Here is a 19,852-nt window from a genome sequence, read left to right as displayed (position 1 = left end):
CTTGACCCGCGATGCTTTTAGTCGCGCTTAACCAGCCCAGGCAACTGCGCAACCAGCTTCTGGTTGTTGAACGGCGCGCGGATAAACCCGCGCTGCTTGCCGTCCGGCCCCAGCAACGCCAGGTTGCCGCTGTGATCGACCGTGTAGTTCGGCTTGCTGGTATCGGCCGGAATGAACGGAATGCTCACCGCATTGGCCAGCTTCTGGATGTTTTCCAGCGAGCCGGTCACCCCGCGAAAATCCTTGTCGAAATAACCCAGGTACTGCTTCAGCTGTGCCGGGGTGTCGCGGTTCGGGTCGACGCTGACCAACACCACCTGCAAACGCTCAACAGCCTCTTTGGGCAGCTCGCTTTTAACCTGGCGCAGCTGGGCGAGGGTGGTCGGGCAGATGTCCGGGCAGAAGGTGTAGCCGAAGAACAGCAGCGACCACTTGCCCTTGAGCTCGTCCATCACCACAGGCTGGCCCTGTTCGTCGGTCATTTGCACGGCAGGCACGGTGCGGCTCTGCGGCAGCAGGATGATGCCGGCATCGATCAGCTCGGTCGGGTTGCCTTCGCTGCGGCCATTGAGCACCTTGTTGACGGTAAGCCCGAGGATCACGGCGACCAGGGCAACGAGAATAAAGACGGTTTTCTGGGTTCGAGTCATAGGTTCAACAGTAGGTAGTGGTCAACAAGCAGCGCGATGAACAGCAGCAACAGGTACCAGATAGAGTACTTGAAGGTCTTGATCGCCGCGTGCGGCCGACTGCCACGGTACAACACCCAGGCCCACTGCAGGAAGCGCCCGCCCAGGGCCAGGGCACAGGCCAGGTACAACGGCCCGCTCATGTGGATGGCGTAGGGCAACAGGCTGACCGCCAGCAACACCAGGGTGTACAGGAGGATATGCACCTTGGTGTAGTGCTCGCCGTGGGTCACCGGCAGCATCGGAATATCAGCCTTGGCGTACTCTTGCTTGCGGTGAATGGCCAGGGCCCAGAAGTGCGGCGGGGTCCAGGCGAAGATGATCAGCACCAGCAGCAATGGCTCGGCGCTAATGTGCCCGCTGATCGCCACCCAGCCCAGCAACGGCGGCGCAGCGCCGGCCAGGCCGCCGATAACGATGTTCTGCGGCGTGGCGCGCTTGAGAAAGCCGGTGTAGATCACCGCGTAGCCGAGCAGCGAGGCCAGGGTCAGCCAGGCGGTCAGGGCGTTGGTGAACACCAGCAGCAATGCCATGCCCAGGGTCGCCAGCAGCAGGGCAAAGGTCAGCGCCGCCGCCGGTGCCACGCGGCCCTCGGCAATCGGGCGTTTATGGGTACGCGCCATCAAGGCATCGATGCGCCGGTCGACCACATGGTTGACCACTGCCGCACCACCGGCGCAACAGGCAATGCCCAGGTTGCCGAACAGCAGGATGGTCCACGGCACCCCGGCACGGGTGGCGAGGAACATGCCGACCAGCGAGGTGATCAGCATCAGCACCACCACCTTGGGTTTGGTCAGCTCGAGGTAATCGCGCCAGCCTGCCTGCAGCCTGCGCTCGCTCAGAAGCGTCGCCATGAATTATCTCCCAGATAATGAACGACTCCGCCGCTCGCCAGCGGGGTCAGGCGCCAGCCCTGGCTGACCCGGCGGACCTTTGCCTGGGCAACCAGTCGAATGCGGTAATTGACCAGCACCATACTCAGCAACAGCAGCGCGCCACCGGCGTTATGGGCCACGGCCACGGCCAGCGGCAGATGGAACAGCACGTTGCTGATGCCCAGGCTCACCTGCAGCGCCAGCGCCGCCAATACCAACCCGGCCAGCCGGCTCAAACCATGACGGTGCAGCTTCCAGCTCAAGACCAGCATGACCGCCGTCACCAGCAAAGCGCCCAGGCGGTGACTCATATGGATCGCCGTGCGCGCGTCACTGTCGAGCTGGCCACCGAGGTAATTGGGGCCGATATGCTGGGTCAGGTGAAAGCCGTTGGCGAAGTCTGCCTGCGGCCACCACTGGCCATGGCAGGTCGGCAGGTCGATGCAGGCCACTGCCGCGTAGTTGGCGCTGACCCAACCGCCCAGGGCGATCTGGCCGATCACCACCAGCAAGCCCAGCGCCGCCACCCGGCGCACGCTCAAAGGCAGCTTGGGCAACGGCGCAAAGGCCCGTGACAGGCGCAGGCTGAGCAAAAACAACAGGCTCAAGGTGGCAAAGCCGCCCAATAGATGTGCCGTGACCACCTGCGGCCACAGCTTGAGAGTCACCGTCCACATGCCGAAAGCCGCCTGGGCAAACACCACGCCAAGCAACAACAGCGGCAGGCGATAGGGCTGGCCGTCGCGGCCATGGCGGCGCCAGGCCTGCAGGGCGAGCAGGGTGATCACCAGGGCCAGGGTGCCGGCAAAGTAGCGATGGACCATTTCGTTGCGGCCTTTGTGCGCTTCCACCGGAGTGTCGGGAAAGTGCAACTCGGCGTGGGCCAGCTGTGCTTCAGTCTTGGGCACGCTGATAAAGCCATAGCAGCCGGGCCAGTCAGGGCAGCCCAGGCCGGCATGGGTCAGACGGGTGTAGGCACCGAGCAACACGACAACCAGTGCCAGCAGGGTGGCGAAGACAGCGAGGCGAAATCCAGGTCTGGCCATGGCAATGTCCTACCCGATATTGGACAGCTTCAGCAGGTGGCGCAGGTCATTGAGCAAGTCCTTGCCCTTGACCCTGGCGTCGTAGCGCAGCACCAGGTTGCCGTGCGGGTCGACGATCCACAGCTGGGCATCCTGTTTGCCCTGGCTGAGCGCGCCATAGCGCGACAGGTCCAGGGGGTAGCGTTGCAGTTGCGGGTACTCGCGCTCGAGCTTGGCCTGGTAGTCCGCCGTCAGTGGCTGGGCGGTGGCCAGGGCATGGCTGGCACGGCTGGCATCGCGGCCCAGGCCGATCTGGATCTGCCGGGCCAGGTACACCAACTGTTGGCAGTCCAGCCCGCACTCTTTGGGCGTGCTCACCAGCAGTTGCCAGCGTCCTTCCTCAGCGCTGACGCCGAGGTCGGCGAGGGTCTGGCCGTTGCCAATCATTTCGCCGTGGTAGCTGCGGCTGTCGGGCACCCAGAATTTGAGTTTGTACATGCTGGTGGCGAGGATCATCGGGCCGAGGACCACCAGCAGGATCAGCAGCAGTTGCAGGCGCCCACGCGCACGATTGCGCGGTTGCCTGCCCTCAGACATGTTGAGTGGACTTGTGGCGGCTCCCATGCTGTTTCTCCTTGTTGTTATGCCAGCCGAAGTAGAGGTAGAGCAGCACCAGGGCCAACGCCAGGGCAAACCACTGCACGGCGTAACCCAGGTGTTTTTCCGGGCCCAAGGCGACCACCGGCCAGTCCAGCCGGTAGCTGGCCGGGCCCGGTTCCAGGCGCAATTCATGGGCAAAACCTTCGCGGCCCAGTTGCGGCCACAGTGCACCGGCGTCAATCGCCGTGATCAGCCGCGGCCAGCTGCCGCCTTGCGGGTCGGCATGTAGCTGGAAGGTGGTGCCCGGGGCGACATACACCGAGGCGTCCAGGCTCAAGGCTTGCCCAGGGGTGCTGAACTGCACCGGGATGCGCCGGTCCGGCCACGGCAGCCAGCCGCGATTGATCAACAGCCACAGGCCGCTGGCCTGGTCGAGAAAGGGTTGCAGCAGCTCGACGCCAACCTGGCCATCGCGCATGCGGTTATCCAGCAACAAGCTGTGCTGGCTATCGAACTGGCCGTACAGGTGCACCCGGCGATAGGCCGGATCGGCGATCTGCAGCAACTGCGTGCTGCCCACCGCGTCGCCGGCACTGCGTTCGGCATACACCTGCAGCAGCTGGCGCTTCTGCTCGGCGCGTGCCAGCTGCCAGCAGCCCAGTGCGATCAATCCCGGCAGCAGCAGGAGCACCACCAGGGTCGGCACGATGCCGGGGCGAAAGCGCTTCACCGGGCCCTCGAAAGGTCAGTCGCTATACTTGTACTCATCACTGCATCCCCCCGGAGTTTCGCCATGCTCAAAGCCGCGATTGTCCTGATGCTGTTGGCGACCATCGCCAGCCTGTTCAGCGGCCTGTTCTTTCTGGTCAAGGACGACGGACAGTCGACTCGCCTGCTCAAAGCCCTGACTATTCGTGTCACCCTGGCCGCCTTGACCCTGGCCCTGGTGACCTGGGGTTTCTACAGCGGCCAGTTGGTTTCCCACGCGCCGTTCTGAACCCGGCTACAGCACGTAAACGAAGATAAACAGCCCCACCCAGACCACATCGACGAAGTGCCAGTACCAGCTGGCCGCCTCGAAACCGAAGTGTTTGTCGGCGTTGAAATGCCCGCGCAGGATGCGCACCAGCATCACGATCAGAATCAGGGTGCCCATGGTCACGTGGGCGCCGTGGAACCCGGTGAGCATGAAGAAGGTTGCGCCATAGATACCCGAACCCAGGGTCAGCCCCAGTTCGGTATAGGCTTCGTGATACTCGTAGGCCTGCAGCACCAGGAACGACAAGCCAAGAAGGATGGTCAGCGCCAGCCAGGCCTTGAGTGGCCCGCGATGGTTCTTGCGCAGGGCATGGTGGGCGATGGTGATGGTGACGCTGGAGCTGACCAGCAAAATGGTGTTGATCAGCGGCAAGTGCCAGGGGTCGATGATGTCTTTGGGCGGCGGAAACAGTTTCGGGTCTGGCGTGTTCAGTAGCGGCCAGGAGAACTCGAAGTTCGGCCACAGCATGTGCGCCACGCCCTTGGCGCCGTCACCACCAAGCCAGGGCCCGGCCAGGTTGCGCACGTAGAACAGCGCGCCAAAGAAGGCGATGAAAAACATCACCTCGGAAAAGATGAACCACGACATGCCCCAGCGGAACGAGCGGTCCAACTGCGGACTGTAGAGCCCGGCGCGGCTTTCCTTGACCACCGCGCCGAACCAGCCGAACAACATGTAGGCCAGGCACAAGGCACCGAAGAAAAAGATCCACGGCCCGTGGGACTCCGGCCGCCCGGCCTTGAGGTCGTTGAACCAGGTGCCGAGGCCGAACACAGTGATGAACATGCCGACCGTGGCAATGATCGGCCACTTGCTTTGCGCCGGTACGTAATAGTGCTCATGGGAAGCCATCGTGGTGTTCTCCTTATCGGGCGCCCTGTGCAACCGGGTCCGCCAGGTGTGCGACCGGCGGGTGGCGAGCGGTGATATCGAACAGCGTGTAAGCCAGCGTCAGGTGTTTCACATCCTTGGGCAGGTCACGGTCGACGATGAAACGCACCGGCATTTCGATGCGCTCCCCGGCTGCAGCACCTGCTGGGTAAAGCAGAAGCATTCGGTCTTGTGGAAATACGCCGCCGCCTCGGCTGGGGTAATGCTGGGGATGGCCTGGGCGCTCATGGGTTTGTCGGTCGGGTTGCGAGCGATGAACACCATCTGGTTGACCGCCCCCGGGTTGACGTCGATCTGGTCGGCGGTGGAATAAAAATCCCAGACCATGTCGCTGGCGTTGGTCGACATGAACTGCACCTTCACCGTGCGGTTCAGGTCGCTGACCTGGGTGCCTTCGTACTGGCCGCCGGTCTTGCCGTTGATGCCGAACGCCTTGCACATCACGTCGTAGATCGGCACCAGGGCAAAACCGAAGGCGAACATCACCACGGTCAGCAGCATCAGCCGCCACACCAGGCGCTTGAGCGAGGTCCCTTCACTCATGGCTGCATCCTCAGGCCGAAGCGGTTCATTTCACTTCCGGTGGAGTCTGGAAGGTGTGGTAAGGCGCCGGTGACGGCACCGACCATTCCAGCCCTTCGGCGCCATCCCAGGGTTTGGCCGGCGCCGGAGCGCCGCCGCGAATGCACTTGATGACGATGAACAGGAAGAAGATCTGCGTGGCGCCGAAGGTGAAGGCGCCAATCGAGGAGATCATGTTGAAGTCGGCGAACTGCAGGTTGTAGTCGGGGATCCTGCGCGGCATGCCGGCCAGGCCGACGAAGTGCATGGGGAAGAAGGCCATGTTCATGCCGATGAACGACAACCAGAAGTGCAGCTTGCCCAGGGTTTCGTCGTACATGTGCCCGGTCCACTTCGGCAGCCAGTAGTAGGCCGAGGCGAAGATGCCGAAGATCGCCCCGGGCACCAGCACGTAGTGGAAGTGAGCCACCACGAAGTAGGTGTCGTGGTACTGGAAGTCCGCCGGAGCAATCGCCAGCATCAATCCGGAGAAGCCGCCGATGGTGAAGAGAATGACGAAGGCGATGGCGAACAGCATCGGGGTCTCGAAGGTCAGCGAGCCTTCCCACATGGTGCTCACCCAGTTGAACACCTTCACCCCGGTGGGCACCGCGATCAGCATGGTCGCGTACATGAAGAACAGCTCGCCGACCACCGGAATGCCGACCACGAACATGTGGTGGGCCCAGACGATAAACGACAGGAAGGCAATCGCGCCGGTGGCATAGACCATCGAGGTGTAGCCGAACAGCGGCTTGCGCGAGAACGCCGGGATGATCGAGCTGACCGCGCCGAAGGCCGGCAGGATCATGATGTACACCTCGGGGTGGCCGAAGAACCAGAACACATGCTGGAACAATACCGGGTCACCACCGCCGGCAGCGCTGAAGAAGCTGGTGCCAAAGTGGATGTCCATCAGCATCATGGTCACCACGCCTGCCAGTACCGGCATCACCGCGATCAGCAGGAAGGCGGTGATCAGCCAGGTCCAGACGAACAGCGGCATTTTCATCAGGGTCATGCCCGGGGCACGCAGGTTGAGGATGGTGGCGATGACGTTGATCGCGCCCATGATCGAGCTGATGCCCATCAGGTGGATGGCGAAGATGAAGAAGGTCACGCTTTCCGGCGCGTAGGTGGTTGAGAGCGGGGCGTAGAAGGTCCAGCCGAAGTTCGGTCCGCCACCGGGCATGAACAGGGTCGAGACCAGCAGCAGGAACGCGGCCGGCAACAGCCAGAAGCTGAAGTTGTTCATGCGTGGCAGGGCCATGTCCGGCGCGCCGATCATCAGCGGGATCATCCAGTTGGCGAGGCCAACGAAGGCCGGCATCACCGCGCCGAAGACCATCACCAGGCCGTGCATGGTGGTCATCTGGTTGAAGAACTCCGGCTGGACGATCTGCAGCCCGGGCTGGAACAGCTCGGCGCGGATGACCATGGCGAACGAGCCGCCGAGCAGGAACATCATGAAACTGAACCACAGGTACATGGTGCCGATGTCTTTGTGGTTGGTGGTCAGCACCCAGCGCATCAGGCCCTTGGCCGGCCCGTGGGCGTGCTCATGACCGTGGCTGTGGTCGTCGATCACTGCGCTCATGTCCTGTCTCCTGCAGTCCGGTGGCGGGGGCGCGGATAGGCATCAACCCGGCTCATTTGCTTTCTGCCTGTTTGATCGCCAGCACGTCTTTTGGCGTGACCATATCGCCCTTGTTGTTGCCCCAGGCGTTGCGTTCGTAGGTCACTACGGCGGCGATATCGACTTCCGAGAGCTGCTTGCCGAAGGCGGCCATGGCCGTGCCCGGCTTGCCGTGGAAGACCAGGCTCAGGTGATCTTCCTTGGGCCCGGTGGCAATTTTCGAGCCCTTGAGCGCCGGGAACATCGGCGGCAGGCCCTGACCTTCGGCCTGGTGACAGGCCACGCAGGTGGTGTGGTAAACCTTGTCGCCGCGCTCGACCAGCTCTTGCAGGGTCCATTCCTTGCTGGTCAGCTCCTTGAGCTTGGCCGCCTCGGCCTTGCGCTCGCCGAGCCAGGTGTCGTAGTCGGCCTTGGACTTGACTTCGACCACCACCGGCATGAAGCCGTGGTCCTTGCCGCACAGCTCGGTGCACTGGCCGCGGTAGATGCCGGGCTTCTCGACCCGGGTCCAGGCTTCGTTGACGAAGCCTGGAATGGCATCGCGCTTGACCGCAAAGGCCGGCACCCACCAGGAATGGATAACGTCGGCGGCGGTGACCAGGAAGCGCACCTTGGCACCCACCGGCAGCACCAGCGGCTGGTCGACTTCGAGCAGGTAGTGCTCGTCCTTGGGTGCTTTGTTGTGGATTTGATCGGCGGGGGTAGCCAGGTTGCTGAAGAACTCGACATCCTGGCCCAGGTATTTGTAATGCCATTTCCACTGGTAGCCGGTGACCTGGATATCGACGTCCGACTCGCTGGCATCGTAGATATCGATCAGGGTCTTGGTCGCCGGAATGGCCATGGCCACCAGGATCAGGAACGGCACCACCGTCCACATGATCTCGACCCAGGTGTGCTCGTGAAAATGCGCGGGCTGCTGGCCGGTGGAACGACGGTGGATGATCATCGACCAGAACATTGCGCCAAAGACCACCAGGCCGATGATCACGCAAATCCAGAAAATGGTCATGTGCAGGTCGAACACTGCGTTGCTGACTTCAGTCGCCCCTGGCGCCATGTTCACGGTCCAGGCGGCGTGCGCCTGACCGAATACCGACCACAACAGGAGGCCCATCCAGACATGTGGATGTCGCATCATTGCGGGTTCCCCTTATCGTTCTTGTTATCCCGGAGGCGTGGACCTACGGCTAAGGGTACGGCGGCCAAGACTGCGAACTTCGACGACCGAGCCCCTGCGAACTGCAGTCGGGCCTCATCAGCGAATCACTTTCAAACCGGAGTATAGACAGCGACCCCGGCGCCGCAATGCGCACAGGGAAAACATCGGCAGAAGTTGAACGTTTGCGCGCAAAGCCGCTAATTACCTGGCTTGAGGCACAATGATGGCATTTAGATATAATTGGCGAATATTAAGTTGTTAATGGTTATGCCAAATGCGTCTTAGGCATTTTCAGAACCGAGCTACCTTATGTCTTCCGTTTGTCACGCCTTTACCCTGGAGTTGTCATGAACATCGCCGCTTTGCGCGAGCAGATTACCCGTGCCCGTCAACATGAGACCGAAACCGGCCAACTGAAAACTCAACTGGAAAACCAGCTGCCCCGCCTGCACCCTTCGATCCATCTGCCAGAGGCCGATGCCCAAGGCGCCCTGGTGCGCTTCGTCGACGCCTATATCGATCAGGTACCGGAACTGCTGGAGGCGGCCAACGAGGTTGCCCGCGAAGCCGGCATCGAGTCGCAGATCAAACCGGTGCTGAAAATCGCCGAGCAGTACTTCCTGCAACCGCCCGCCATCACCGATACCCACCTCGGCCTGGGCTGCCTGCTGGATGAGGCCTACCTGGCCCATCGCCTGGTGGAAGAAGTTAACGACTTGTACATCAAGCACTTCAACCAGCCGCTGATCCCGCTCGACACCACGGTGGCCAACCTGATCGCCCACCAGCTGATCGGCGAGCAGTTTGCCAATCAGCTGGATGAAGTGGTGCACCACTCGGTGGACGAGATGCTCAACGAAGAAAGCTTTGCCCTGGAGTCGGTCGAGCAGTACCGCGACAAGCTCAGCAGCCCGAACACCGGCGAAGCCTGGAAGCGCTGGCCGTGCCTGTCGCGTCAGCTGGGTGTGGGCCTGGAGCTGGATCAGTCGGCTTGAGGCTGATTCGGTTCAAGCCCCCAACCCGGCGGTTGTCCGCACCCGCCCTTCGACCCGGCGCTTGAGCCGCCGCTGCTCGATCAGCAGCCGCGAGCCCTTGCCGGAATTGGCCCGGCCCCAGTCCTCGAGCAGCTCCAGGCAGGAGTGGTCGATGTAGCTGAGGTTGGCCAACGGCACGTGCAGGGTGGTCCCGGGCGGAATGCCTTCCAGCACCTGGGCCAGTGCCGGCACCTTGAGAAAGGTCGCCGCACCGCTCAGGCGCAGTTGCATATGGCCCGGTTGATCAAGGCTGGCCACGCTGATTTTCAGGCGTGCGGCCTTGAGCGCAAGCTTCAGCAGGGTCAGGGCAAAACCGAGCAGTACGCCGGTCAGCAGGTCGGTGAAGATGATCGCCAACGCTGTCGCCGCATAGGTGAACATCGGCATCCGGCCATACCGCCCCAGCCCGCGAAAGGCCTTGAAGTCGACCAGCTTGATCCCGGTGTAGACCAGCACACCCGCCAGGCTAGCCACCGGAATCTGCTGCAGCACGCTGCTGAGCACCACCACGAAAGCCAATAACCAGACCCCATGCAGGATCGCCGACAGGCGCGTTTGCGCCCCGGCCTGGACGTTGGCCGAGCTGCGCACGATAACCCCGGTCATTGGCAGTGCCCCCAGAACGCCACAGAGCATATTGCCCAGGCCCTGGGCCGACAGTTCGCGGTCAAAGTCCGAGCGCTGGCCGTTGTGCATGCGATCGACAGCGGCTGCAGATAGCAAGGTTTCGGCGCTGGCGATAAAGGCCAGGGCAAAGGCGGCGACCAGCAGGTTGGGGTCGGCCAGGTGGAGCAGGTCGGCCGGGCTCAGCCAGTCGATGGCTTCGCTGAGGTTAGCCGGCACTTCGACGCGGTTCACCGGCACTGCCAGCCAGATGCTGATCGCGGTCATCAAGGCCACGCCTAGCAAAGCCCCAGGCACGAAGCGCAGCGACTGCGGGCGCAAGCGCTCCCACCCCCACATGATGGCGATGGTGCCCAGCCCGAGCGCACCGGCCTTCCAGCCGTTGCCCGGGCTTTCCAGCGGCAATGCCTGGGCCAGGGTCGCCGGAAAGCCCAGCAGGTTGGCCAGGCCCGAAGGTTGCGGGGCGCTGTCGAACATCACATGCACCTGGGACAAGACAATCAGCACGCCGATACCCGCGAGCATGCCGTACACCACCGCCGGCGCCGTGACCCGGAACCAGCAGCCCAGGCGCAAACGGCCGGCGAGCAGTTGCAGCAGGCCGGCCAACAGCAGGATCGGGCCGAGCATCGCCACGCCATGCTGGCGCACCAGTTCGAACACCAGCACCGCCAGGCCGGCGGCCGGACCGCTGACCTGCAACGGCGAGCCGGCCAGCCAGCCAACGACGATACCGCCGATGATCCCGGTGATCAGGCCCTTGGCCGGTGGCATGCCCGAGGCGATGGCGATGCCCATGCACAAGGGCAGGGCGACCAGAAACACGACTACTGACGCCAGTAATTCACGCGGCAAGGCCGCTTTCACTTGTGTCTTGTTCACCCTGTTACTCCTTCTCTCACGTTTCATGGCCATTCCAATGGCCGCTGGCACAACCCCTGACTTACGCGCAGCCGCATACCGCCAGCGGGCGCCGGCACGGCAATCAGGGAGATTCAAGGCAGCCGATGACCAGGCCGCACCAGGCAGGTGCAGCCGTCAATCAGCGATTCGCGGGGGTGTCAGGGACGCTTAGTAGCGGCCTTTTGGGGTGGCGCAGGGGATCGGCTGGCCTTGGGCTAGCGGCAGGAAGCTGTCGCTGGCGGCGTCATAGGCCTCGATCTGGCTGGTTTCGATGTCGTAGATCCAGCCATGGATATACAGCTGGCCGGCTGCCAGGCGCGAAGCCACCGACGGGTGAGTGCGCAAGTGGTGCAGCTGGGCGATGACGTTTTCTTTGGTCAGCACCTGCATGCTTTCATGCTCGCTACCACAGGAGCAGTTGTCTTCGACCACCGTGCGGGCGACCTCGGCATGGCGCAGCCAGGCTTTGACCGTCGGCATTTTCTCCAGGCTCTGGGGGTTGAGCACCGCGCGCATGGCGCCGCAATCGGAGTGACCGCAGACGATGATGTGGTGAACACCCAGGGCCAGCACCGCATACTCAATGGCGGTGGACACACCGCCGTTCATCTGCCCGTAAGGAGGCACGACGTTACCGACGTTGCGGGTCACGAACAGGTCGCCAGGGGAGCTCTGGGTAATCAATTCGGGCACGATGCGCGAGTCGGCACAGGTGATGAACATCGCACGGGGCTTTTGCGCGGTGGCGAGTTTCTTGAACAGCTCTTGCTGCTCGGGAAAAACGTCATGATGGAAGCGCAGGAAGCCGTCGACGATATGCTTCAGAGCGGCATCGGCGCTCTCGGCTGGGGCTTGCGGGACAACCTTGGATGGGTCCTTGACGGGCATGATTCATCCTCTTTGACGGTTTTGGGTTAAGTCCATTTTACCGGGTTGATGATTCAAACGGCGTATGACAGTTGGATGAAATACGCGCGCCAACCATCACATCAGTTGTTGACTGAATTCCTACGCTACTCGGCGAAACTTAACTCAAACTGAATTGCGAGGCTCTAGAACGGGCGTTCCAGAGATTCAAAGAGGTGTCTGGATAATAGCAAAAAAACATTAATGGCCAATACCCATTAATGAAATCAGAGCAGCGACATCTGCCCGCCTGGAGGACAAAACGCTGTGCAATCAAGCGCGTAGCCTTCGCGCCGATTCAGCCCCAGGCGGCGGATCGCCTTGCTGAAGCGTTGCGCCAGCAACTCGGCAAATACCCCCTCGCCGCGCATGCGCGTACCGAAGCGGCTGTCGTACAACTCACCACCGCGGCTCTGGCGAATCAGGCTAAGGACATGATTGGCCCGTTGGGGGTAATGGTCCAGCAACCATTGCTCGAACAGCGGTGCCACCTCCAGCGGCAGGCGCAGCATCATGTAGGCCGCATTCAGGGCGCCGCTAGCCTTGGCCGCCTCGAGCAAGTGCTCAAGCTCGCTGTCGTTGATCATCGGGATCATCGGCGAACACAGCACACCCACCGGCACACCGGCCTCGGTCAGCACCCGGATCGCCCGCAGACGTGCCTTGGGCGCCGCTGCCCGTGGCTCCAGCGTACGCTTGAGCTCGTCGTCCAGGGTGGTCAGGCTGATCATCACCTGTAGCAGATTCTGCCGGGCAAGCTCGGCGAGCAGGTCCAGGTCGCGCAGAATCAGTGAGCCCTTGGTGACGATGGTGACCGGGTGCCGGTAGCGCAGCAGCACTTCGAGCAGGCGCCGGGTCAGTTGTTGCTCGCGTTCGATGGGCTGGTAGGGGTCGGTGTTGGAGCCCAGGTTGATCGGTGCGCACACATAGCCAGGCTTGCTCAGTTGCTGTTCGAGCACGGCGGCAGCGTTGGTCTTGGCAATCAGCTTGGTTTCGAAGTCGAGCCCCGGCGACAGATCCCAATAAGCGTGGCTGGGCCGGGCATAGCAGTAGATACAGCCGTGCTCGCAGCCGCGATAAGGATTGATCGAACGATCGAAGGGCAGGTCGGGCGAGTTGTTGCGGGTGATGATGGTCTTGGCGGTTTCGATGCGTACTTCGGTACCCTGGGTCAGGGGCACTTCCTGGTACCAACCGTCATCCTCGGCCACCGAGCGATTCGGGGCGAAGCGGTTATGGGGATTGCTCGCGGTGCCACGACCCCGCACCGGCCCTTGAGGATTGAACATGAAAAACCCCGGATACTGTTTTTATATACAGTACACGGGACTAGTGTTCGATTCCAGTACCGCTGGGCGCCAGCCGAAAATGCTGGCGCTGGCGCGTTTACTCGGTTGTCTTCTTCAACTTCGGATTGGGGAAGAACTGCACCGTCTGCACCGTGGTCGCGGCAGGTTTCACCTCGACCTTGTTGACCCGCGTACCCAGTTCCTTGGGCACCGACAGCCCTTGCTCGTTAAGGGTGTCAGAAAAACCGCAGGCCACACATTCCCGGTGCGGAACGCTGTCTTCGCTCCACATCATCAGTTTGTCCGGCTCGCTGCACGCCGGGCAGACCGCCCCGGCGATAAAGCGCTTTTTCGTTACCACAGGCCCATCACTCATGCCGCCACTTCCTCACTCAGGCCACTGTGGCGCAAGAGTGCATCGATTGACGGCTCGCGGCCACGGAAGTCGACGAACAGCAGCATCGGCTCCTGGGAACCGCCACGGGCCAGGATCGCTTCGCGAAAGGCGCGGCCGGTGTCGGCATTGAGCACGCCTTCTTCTTCGAAGCGCGAGAAGGCGTCGGCCGACAGCACTTCCGCCCACTTGTAGCTGTAGTAACCGGCTGCGTAGCCACCGGCAAAGATATGCGCAAAGCTGTTAGGGAAGCGGTTGTACGCCGGTGGGCGCATGACCGAAACCTCGTCGCGCACGCCTTCGAGCACTTGCAGCACGCTGCGGCCGTCGCCGTGGCTGGCATGCAGTTCGAAGTCGAACAGCGAGAATTCCAGCTGGCGAACCATCATCAGCCCGGACTGGAAGTTCTTCGCCGCCAGCATCTTCTCCAGCAAATCCTGGGGCAGGGCTGCGCCAGTTTCGTAGTGGCCAGAAATCAGCGCCAGGCCTTCAGGCTCCCAGCACCAGTTTTCCATGAACTGGCTCGGCAGCTCGACCGCGTCCCAGGCCACGCCGTTGATACCGGAGACACCGGCATGCTCGATGCGGGTCAGCAGGTGATGCAGGCCATGGCCGAATTCGTGGAACAGGGTGGTGACTTCGTCGTGGGTCAGCAACGCCGGCTTGCCGGGGGCGGCCGGGGTGAAGTTGCACACCAGGTTGGCCACCGGGCTCTGCAGCTGGCCGTCAGCGGTCAGGCGACGGTCGCGGGCGCCGTCCATCCAGGCACCGCCACGCTTGTTGGCGCGGGCATAGAGGTCGAAGAAGAAGCGCCCGACGTGCTGGCCGTGCTCCTTGATTTCGAACAGGCGCACGTCCGGGTGCCAGCTGTCGAAGCCCTTGAGTTCGGCAATTTCGATGCCGTACAGGCGCTGGACGATGGTGAACAGGCCGCTCAGCACCTTGTCGATCGGGAAGTAGGCGCGCAGGGTTTCCTGGGAAACGCTGTAGCGCTGTTCACGGAGTTTTTCCCCGTAGAAGCCGCTGTCCCAGCTCTGCAGGTCCGGACAACCCTGCTCGGCGGCATAGGCCTTGAGCTGGGCCAGGTCCTGGGTGGCAAACGGCTTGCTGCGCTTGGCCAGGTCACGCAGAAAGCTCAGCACCTGGTCGCTGGACTCGGCCATCTTGGTCGCCAGGCTCAGCTCGGCGAAGTTGGCGTAACCGAGCAGCTCGGCCAGCTCCTGACGCAGGTCGAGAATCTCGGCCATCACCGGGCCGTTGTCGAACTGGCCGGCATTCGGGCCCTGGTCGGAGGCGCGAGTGCAGTAGGCGGCGTAGATTTCTTCGCGCAGGGCGCGGTCTTCGGCGTAGGTCATTACCGCGTAGTAGCTGGGGAACTCCAGGCTGATCAGCCAGCCGTCGAGGCCCTTGGCCTGCGCCGCGGCGGCCATTTGTGCTTTGGCCGAATCAGTCAGGCCGGCAAGCGCCGCTTCGTCGCTGACATGCTTGGTCCAGGCCTGGGTGGCGTCTAGCAGTTGGTTGGAGAAACGGCTGCCCAGCTCGCTGAGCTTGCTCTGCACTTGCGCGTAACGCTGCTGCTTTTCGGCCGGCAGGTCGATACCCGACAGGCGGAAGTCTCGCAGGGCGTGTTCAAGAATAGTTTTTTGTGCCACATCGAAGCCGGCAGCTTCGGGGCTGGCGATCAATGCCTCATAGGCCTGAAACAGCTCGCGGTTCTGGCCCATTTCGGTGGCATACGCGCTCAACGCCGGCAAGCAAGCCTCGTAGGCTTCGCGCAGTTCGGCGCTGTTGCACACGGCATTGAGGTGGCTGACCGGGCTCCAGGCGGCGCCCAGGCGGTCGTTGAGTTCGTCCATGGCCAGGATCAGGCCGGCCCAGCTCGGGCTCTTGCCCTGGGCCTTGAGGATGTCGGCAATGGCTGTACGGTTGTCGGCCAGGATCTGTTCAATCGCCGGCTGCACATGCTCGGCACGGATCGCCGAGAAGGGCGGCAAGTCATAAGACTGCAGAAGCGGGTTGTTCGCACTCACGGTTAAACACCTTGGCAGAAGAAACACTTACCCATCTTAATTACAATCGACGCCGACCGCAGCCCTATCCATACCAAAGAGAATTACTATCATGGCCATCCGTAGCTTCCAGCATCACACTCCCAGGCTTGGCGAACGCGCCTTTGTCGACCGCAGTGCCGTGGTACTGGGTGATGTCGAGATCGGTGCCGACAGCTCGGTGTGGCCATTGACGGTGATCCGCGGCGATATGCACCGCATCCGCATCGGTGCGCGCACCAGCGTGCAGGATGGCAGCGTGCTGCACATCACCCATGCCGGGCCGTTCAACCCGGACGGCTTCCCGCTGCTGATCGGCGATGAGGTAACCATTGGTCACAAAGTCATGCTCCACGGCTGCACCCTGGGCAACCGCATCCTGGTCGGCATGGGCAGTACCATCATGGATGGCGCCGTGGTCGAAGACGAAGTGATCATCGGCGCTGGCAGCCTGGTACCGCCGGGCAAGCGCCTGGAAAGCGGGTTTCTGTACGTCGGCAGCCCGGTCAAGCAGGCCCGCGCCCTGAGCGAGAAGGAGCGCGCGTTCTTCCCCTACAGCGCCGGCAACTACGTCAAACTCAAGGACCAGCACCTGGCCGAAGGCTATCACCTGCCCGAGTGAACCTGTCCACCGCCTTATTCGAGACCGCCATGCACCAGCAAAACATCCTCTTTGACCTCGACGGTACCCTGACCGACCCGCGCCTGGGTATCACCCGCTCGATCCAGTACGCACTGGCCAAGCTGGGCATCGACGGGCCGGACCTGACGCGCCTGGAACACTTCATCGGCCCGCCGCTGCTGCAGGCCTTCATGCAGTTCTATGATTTTGATGAGGCCAAGGCCTGGGACGCGGTGAATTTCTATCGCGAACGCTTCAAGGTCACCGGCCTATACGAAAACCAGGTGTTCGACGGCGTCAGCGAAATGCTCGAAACCCTGCAAGGGCAGGGCCGCACCCTGTATATCGCCACCTCCAAACCTTGGGAGTTTGCCCGCGAGATCGCCCGCCATTTCGACTTCGCCAAACACTTCAAGGTGATCTACGGCAGCGAGCTGGATGGCACCCGCACCAACAAGGTCGAGCTGATCCGCCACCTGCTGGCCGAAGAAGCCCTGGACCCTGCGCACACCCTGATGATCGGCGACCGCAAGCACGACCTGATCGGCGCCCGCAGCAACGGCCTGGAAGCGGTAGCGGTGGGGTATGGCTTTGGTAGCCATGAAGAGTTGACGGCGGAGCAGCCGGCCTACCACTTTGCGACCTTGGCGCAACTGCACCAGGCGTTCCAGCGCGGCTGAGACCCTATCGCGGGGCAAGTCGGGTCGCCGCACCGCCGCTCCCACTGTAGGAGCGGCGGTGCGACGACTCGACTTGCCCCGCAATGCTTTTCAGCGCCTGCTGACGCTGCTCAAGGGGTAGCCGCCCGAATGCTTCTACTCGCTGATAAAACACCTGCCAATCGCCGCCCACCTCGGCAAACAGCTGGGAAAACGCCGGCACCCACTGGTCGTACAGACCAAACGGCAACAACTTGGCATTGTTCATCGGCGCATTGATCCAGGCGTCATAGCGTCCGACACCGCCCCACTGGTTATCGCGCAAGGCCCGGTATTCACGGCGCAAGCGTTCGAATTCGGCCTGCTTGCCCGCACGCTTGGCGGGTTCGGTGAGCGGCGCCGCATACAACGCCTTGAGCCGTTCGCGACTGGCCAGCACCAGGGCGACGAACTGCTCGCGCTGTTGGCTGCCATCTTCGACCAGCGTTGGCAGGCCCCGCGCCGCCCGCCATTGGCGAGTGCCTTCCTGCTCGACAAAAGTGGCGAAGGACTCGTTGAACGCAGTGTCGTCCTGGACATAGACGCGTTGATGGGCCAACTCATGAAAGATCACCGTGGCCAGGCGTTCATCACCCCAGCCAAGCATGGAGCTGAGGATCGGATCGTCGAACCAGCCCAAGGTCGAATAGGCTTCGACACCGCCGACATAGACATCCAGCCCTTGTTGTTTCTGCAGCGCAGCCGCCCCGCGCGCGGCGCCCTGGTTGTAATAACCACGGTAGGCAACACAGCCGGCAATGGGGAAGCAATGGGTCTGCGGCTCCAGCGACAACTCGGGTGTGGCGAATACGTTCCAGACCACGAAGGGCCGACCGATATCGGCATAAACCCGATAGCTGCGGTTGTCCGGCAGCTTCAGCTGCGCGCTGGCGAAGGCGCGAGCTTGCTCGGCGTGCAGCAACTGCTGGCGCAATTTACTGTCGGTGGCCGGGTCTGCTACCAGTTCGGCAACCGGCTGGCGCGCCCGCAACAGCTGCCACTGACCGCTGGCCAGTTGCCCGTAGTAACTGACACTGGCACAACCGCTCAGCAGCCCGATGGCCAACAAGGGAACCAAGTAGCGAAAAAGACGGTCGAGTGCCCCATGACTTGAGCGCAACAAAAGAAATAGTCGAAGCATTGGTGTCCTGTATCCGCTCAAGTACTCATCCGCTTCAAGACTATCCTGCCCGGCTGGAGTTTTGCCATGCGTACACTGCTCGTCGTCAGCACTGTTGTGCTTCTGTCCGGCTGCGCCGGCCTTCCTGCGCCTGACCCCAACCTGGCCTGGATCGACCTTGCCCCTGGTGAGGACGACACCTTGCACGCCGTCGAAGTAGACGAGCGCGCCTGGGCCGACAAACGCTATTTCGAAGTACCGCCAGGCAGCCATGAGCTGACCGTGCGCTATCTGTTTGCGGTTACGCCAAGCAATATCGGCCCGGTCGAAGAGCCACTGTGGCGCGATTGCCAGCTCAATGTGAAATTCAAGGATTTCAGTGCCGGCCAGCGCTACCAGCTTGAAGCCGGTAGCATCGGCTTCCGCCCCTGGGCCAAGCTCTATGACGAACAGCGCAAAGTGGTCGGCAAAGGCCAGCCGGCGGGCTGCCAGCGTACCTAAAGGCGTGAATGGCGCTATGCTTATGCTTTGTAACCCGCACGTCGGAGTTCGCCATGCGCCAGCCTGTGATGCTGCTCGCAATCAGTACCCTTGGAGCTTGCGTTAGCCCCCTGCCACCTGTGGATAACAAACAGGCCTGGGTCGACCTCTACACCATCACGCCGGGCAAGACACTGATGGCCGAACGGCTCGATGGCAAACGCCTGACCGACGGCCGGTTCTTTCAGGTGACGCCCGGTGCCCACGAGCTGGTGGTGCGGTTCGACTACGAGATCTACTCCGGTGGATTCAGTACCGACCCGACCGAGCGCACCTGCTACCTGACCATCAAGTTCGCGCATTTCAAGGCCGGCCAGCGCTATCGCCTGGAAGCCCGGGCCCCGGCCATGCAGCCCAGCGCCTACCTCTATGATGCCCAGCGCAAGATGGTCGCCGAAGAGTCCAACGACGTCTTCTGCACCCCCTGAGGCCTAGCGATCGTTCTTTTGGTAAATGATCTTCTTGGTGCCGCCTTCACAGCTGCCGACCACCATGTTCTGGTCGTGGACCTCGTCATTCTTGACGATTTCCAAGGTGTAGGAACTCACGTTGTTGGCCTGGATCTTGGCTTCGATCTCGGCCTTGAGCTCTTCACAGGGTTTCGGCGCGGCCAGCGCAGCGGTTGCCAGCAGCGAAGCCAGCACAGCGATTGCAACACGGATCATGGGACAGCTCCTTGTGGCGGCAGTCGTTCTACCGACCCTCATTTGACCACAAGAAGCGCGCCCCGGTTCTGCCTTAACTCAGCAGCGTCGCATCCAGGCTGATTTTCGCGGTGAGCACTTTCGACACCGGGCAACCGGCCTTGGCCTTGTTGGCAATATCAAGAAACTGCGCTTCGCTAGCCCCGGGGACCTTGGCCTTGAGGATCAGGTTCACGGCAGTAATGGCAAAGCCATCCGGCAGTTTGTCGAGGGTCACTTCGGCGATGGTATCGATGCGCTCGGCGGTCAGGCCCGCTTCACCGAGCATCATTGACAGGGCCATGGAGAAGCAGCCTGCATGCGCCGCGCCAATCAGTTCCTCCGGATTGGTACCCGGCTGGCCTTCGAAGCGGGTATTGAAGCCATAAGGGTTCTGCTTGAGAGCGCCGCTTTCAGTGGAAAGCAGGCCCTTGCCATCCTTCAAGCCACCTTGCCAGATAGCTGATGCTGTCTTTTTCATAAAGCCTCCTGAGCTCCCTGGGGCGCGGG

At 62.2% G+C, this 19,852-nt stretch carries 22 protein-coding genes and 1 pseudogene; 6 read left to right on the top strand and 17 right to left on the bottom strand.

Annotation, left to right across the window (positions count from 1 at the left end):
* Positions 1 to 17: 17 nt before the first annotated feature.
* From LOY22_RS00310 to LOY22_RS00290, 5 genes are read right to left on the bottom strand one after another with little or no spacing between them, the layout of a single operon-like run.
* Positions 18 to 650, bottom strand: coding sequence for an SCO family protein (locus LOY22_RS00310; protein ID WP_093377622.1), 633 nt, complete (start codon positions 648 to 650; stop codon positions 18 to 20).
* Positions 647 to 1,546, bottom strand: a complete 900-nt coding sequence (gene cyoE / locus LOY22_RS00305) for a heme o synthase (RefSeq protein WP_195885379.1) — start codon at positions 1,544 to 1,546, stop codon at positions 647 to 649. The genes LOY22_RS00310 and cyoE overlap by 4 nt, the downstream gene beginning before the upstream one ends.
* A complete protein-coding gene (locus LOY22_RS00300; protein ID WP_045200695.1) occupies positions 1,531 to 2,613 on the bottom strand; it encodes a heme A synthase in 1,083 nt (360 codons plus the stop codon). Before LOY22_RS00300 ends, cyoE begins: the two co-directional genes overlap by 16 nt.
* A 9-nt stretch (positions 2,614 to 2,622) precedes the next feature.
* Complete coding sequence (locus LOY22_RS00295; RefSeq protein ID WP_093377627.1) at positions 2,623 to 3,216, bottom strand: hypothetical protein; 594 nt, start codon at positions 3,214 to 3,216, stop codon at positions 2,623 to 2,625.
* A complete protein-coding gene (locus LOY22_RS00290) occupies positions 3,182 to 3,922 on the bottom strand; it encodes an SURF1 family protein (protein WP_093377631.1) in 741 nt (246 codons plus the stop codon). Before LOY22_RS00290 ends, LOY22_RS00295 begins: the two co-directional genes overlap by 35 nt.
* Positions 3,923 to 3,985: 63 nt before the next feature.
* Between LOY22_RS00290 and LOY22_RS00285 the strand changes: the two genes are divergently transcribed.
* Positions 3,986 to 4,189 (top strand): twin transmembrane helix small protein, encoded by a 204-nt coding sequence (locus tag LOY22_RS00285; RefSeq protein ID WP_045200700.1) that lies wholly within the window; start codon positions 3,986 to 3,988, stop codon positions 4,187 to 4,189.
* 6 nt (positions 4,190 to 4,195) lie between these two features.
* Here the strand turns inward: LOY22_RS00285 and LOY22_RS00280 are convergent, their stop codons facing one another.
* The 4 genes and pseudogenes from LOY22_RS00280 to coxB form a co-directional block, all read right to left on the bottom strand.
* A complete protein-coding gene (locus tag LOY22_RS00280) occupies positions 4,196 to 5,083 on the bottom strand; it encodes a cytochrome c oxidase subunit 3 (protein ID WP_045200702.1) in 888 nt (295 codons plus the stop codon).
* Between the two features lie 13 nt (positions 5,084 to 5,096).
* Positions 5,097 to 5,665, bottom strand: a pseudogene (locus tag LOY22_RS00275) (cytochrome c oxidase assembly protein).
* A 25-nt stretch (positions 5,666 to 5,690) separates the two neighbouring features.
* A complete protein-coding gene (gene ctaD / locus LOY22_RS00270; protein ID WP_045200704.1) occupies positions 5,691 to 7,280 on the bottom strand; it encodes a cytochrome c oxidase subunit I in 1,590 nt (529 codons plus the stop codon).
* Between the two features lie 52 nt (positions 7,281 to 7,332).
* Positions 7,333 to 8,460, bottom strand: a complete 1,128-nt coding sequence (coxB, locus tag LOY22_RS00265; protein WP_045200706.1) for a cytochrome c oxidase subunit II — start codon at positions 8,458 to 8,460, stop codon at positions 7,333 to 7,335.
* Positions 8,461 to 8,828: 368 nt separating this feature from the next.
* On the opposite strand from coxB, the gene LOY22_RS00260 reads away from it, so the two are divergent.
* A complete protein-coding gene (locus LOY22_RS00260) occupies positions 8,829 to 9,476 on the top strand; it encodes a hypothetical protein (protein WP_093377637.1) in 648 nt (215 codons plus the stop codon).
* A 12-nt stretch (positions 9,477 to 9,488) separates the two neighbouring features.
* Here the strand turns inward: LOY22_RS00260 and LOY22_RS00255 are convergent, their stop codons facing one another.
* The 5 genes from LOY22_RS00255 to prlC form a co-directional block, all read right to left on the bottom strand.
* Positions 9,489 to 11,048, bottom strand: a complete 1,560-nt coding sequence (locus tag LOY22_RS00255) for a SulP family inorganic anion transporter (RefSeq protein WP_258595689.1) — start codon at positions 11,046 to 11,048, stop codon at positions 9,489 to 9,491.
* A gap of 162 nt (positions 11,049 to 11,210) precedes the next feature.
* Complete coding sequence (locus LOY22_RS00250) at positions 11,211 to 11,930, bottom strand: carbonic anhydrase (RefSeq protein WP_045200712.1); 720 nt, start codon at positions 11,928 to 11,930, stop codon at positions 11,211 to 11,213.
* 245 nt (positions 11,931 to 12,175) lie between these two features.
* A complete protein-coding gene (locus tag LOY22_RS00245; RefSeq protein ID WP_258595687.1) occupies positions 12,176 to 13,237 on the bottom strand; it encodes a PA0069 family radical SAM protein in 1,062 nt (353 codons plus the stop codon).
* A gap of 97 nt (positions 13,238 to 13,334) precedes the next feature.
* On the bottom strand, positions 13,335 to 13,613 hold the full coding sequence (locus LOY22_RS00240) for a YheV family putative zinc ribbon protein (protein WP_045200716.1): 279 nt from the start codon (positions 13,611 to 13,613) through the stop codon (positions 13,335 to 13,337).
* Positions 13,610 to 15,661: an oligopeptidase A gene (prlC, locus tag LOY22_RS00235; RefSeq protein ID WP_045200718.1), complete on the bottom strand. Its 2,052-nt coding sequence runs from the start codon at positions 15,659 to 15,661 to the stop codon at positions 13,610 to 13,612. The genes LOY22_RS00240 and prlC overlap by 4 nt, the downstream gene beginning before the upstream one ends.
* A gap of 91 nt (positions 15,662 to 15,752) precedes the next feature.
* Between prlC and LOY22_RS00230 the strand changes: the two genes are divergently transcribed.
* Both LOY22_RS00230 and LOY22_RS00225 read left to right on the top strand, forming a co-directional pair.
* A complete protein-coding gene (locus LOY22_RS00230; RefSeq protein ID WP_045200720.1) occupies positions 15,753 to 16,301 on the top strand; it encodes a gamma carbonic anhydrase family protein in 549 nt (182 codons plus the stop codon).
* 29 nt (positions 16,302 to 16,330) lie between these two features.
* Positions 16,331 to 16,981 (top strand): HAD family hydrolase, encoded by a 651-nt coding sequence (locus LOY22_RS00225; protein WP_258595684.1) that lies wholly within the window; start codon positions 16,331 to 16,333, stop codon positions 16,979 to 16,981.
* Between the two features lie 4 nt (positions 16,982 to 16,985).
* Here the strand turns inward: LOY22_RS00225 and LOY22_RS00220 are convergent, their stop codons facing one another.
* Entirely contained in the window at positions 16,986 to 18,122 is a 1,137-nt protein-coding gene (locus LOY22_RS00220) for an aminopeptidase (RefSeq protein WP_258597851.1), read from the bottom strand.
* 84 nt (positions 18,123 to 18,206) lie between these two features.
* On the opposite strand from LOY22_RS00220, the gene LOY22_RS00215 reads away from it, so the two are divergent.
* Positions 18,207 to 18,620: a hypothetical protein gene (locus LOY22_RS00215; RefSeq protein ID WP_093377657.1), complete on the top strand. Its 414-nt coding sequence runs from the start codon at positions 18,207 to 18,209 to the stop codon at positions 18,618 to 18,620.
* Between the two features lie 53 nt (positions 18,621 to 18,673).
* Positions 18,674 to 19,087, top strand: coding sequence for a hypothetical protein (locus LOY22_RS00210; RefSeq protein WP_045200724.1), 414 nt, complete (start codon positions 18,674 to 18,676; stop codon positions 19,085 to 19,087).
* Between the two features lie 3 nt (positions 19,088 to 19,090).
* On the opposite strand, the gene LOY22_RS00205 is transcribed toward LOY22_RS00210, so the two are convergent.
* Both LOY22_RS00205 and LOY22_RS00200 read right to left on the bottom strand, forming a co-directional pair.
* Positions 19,091 to 19,324: a DUF1161 domain-containing protein gene (locus LOY22_RS00205; RefSeq protein WP_045200726.1), complete on the bottom strand. Its 234-nt coding sequence runs from the start codon at positions 19,322 to 19,324 to the stop codon at positions 19,091 to 19,093.
* Positions 19,325 to 19,397: 73 nt separating this feature from the next.
* Entirely contained in the window at positions 19,398 to 19,823 is a 426-nt protein-coding gene (locus LOY22_RS00200) for an OsmC family protein (protein ID WP_258595682.1), read from the bottom strand.
* Positions 19,824 to 19,852 lie beyond the last annotated feature (29 nt).

Origin of the sequence: Pseudomonas sp. B21-035 (genome assembly GCF_024748945.1) — a bacterium.
Lineage (GTDB): Bacteria > Pseudomonadota > Gammaproteobacteria > Pseudomonadales > Pseudomonadaceae > Aquipseudomonas.
The sequence above is the reverse complement of the archived record's forward strand: the minus strand, read 5'-3'. Positions and strand labels throughout refer to the sequence as shown.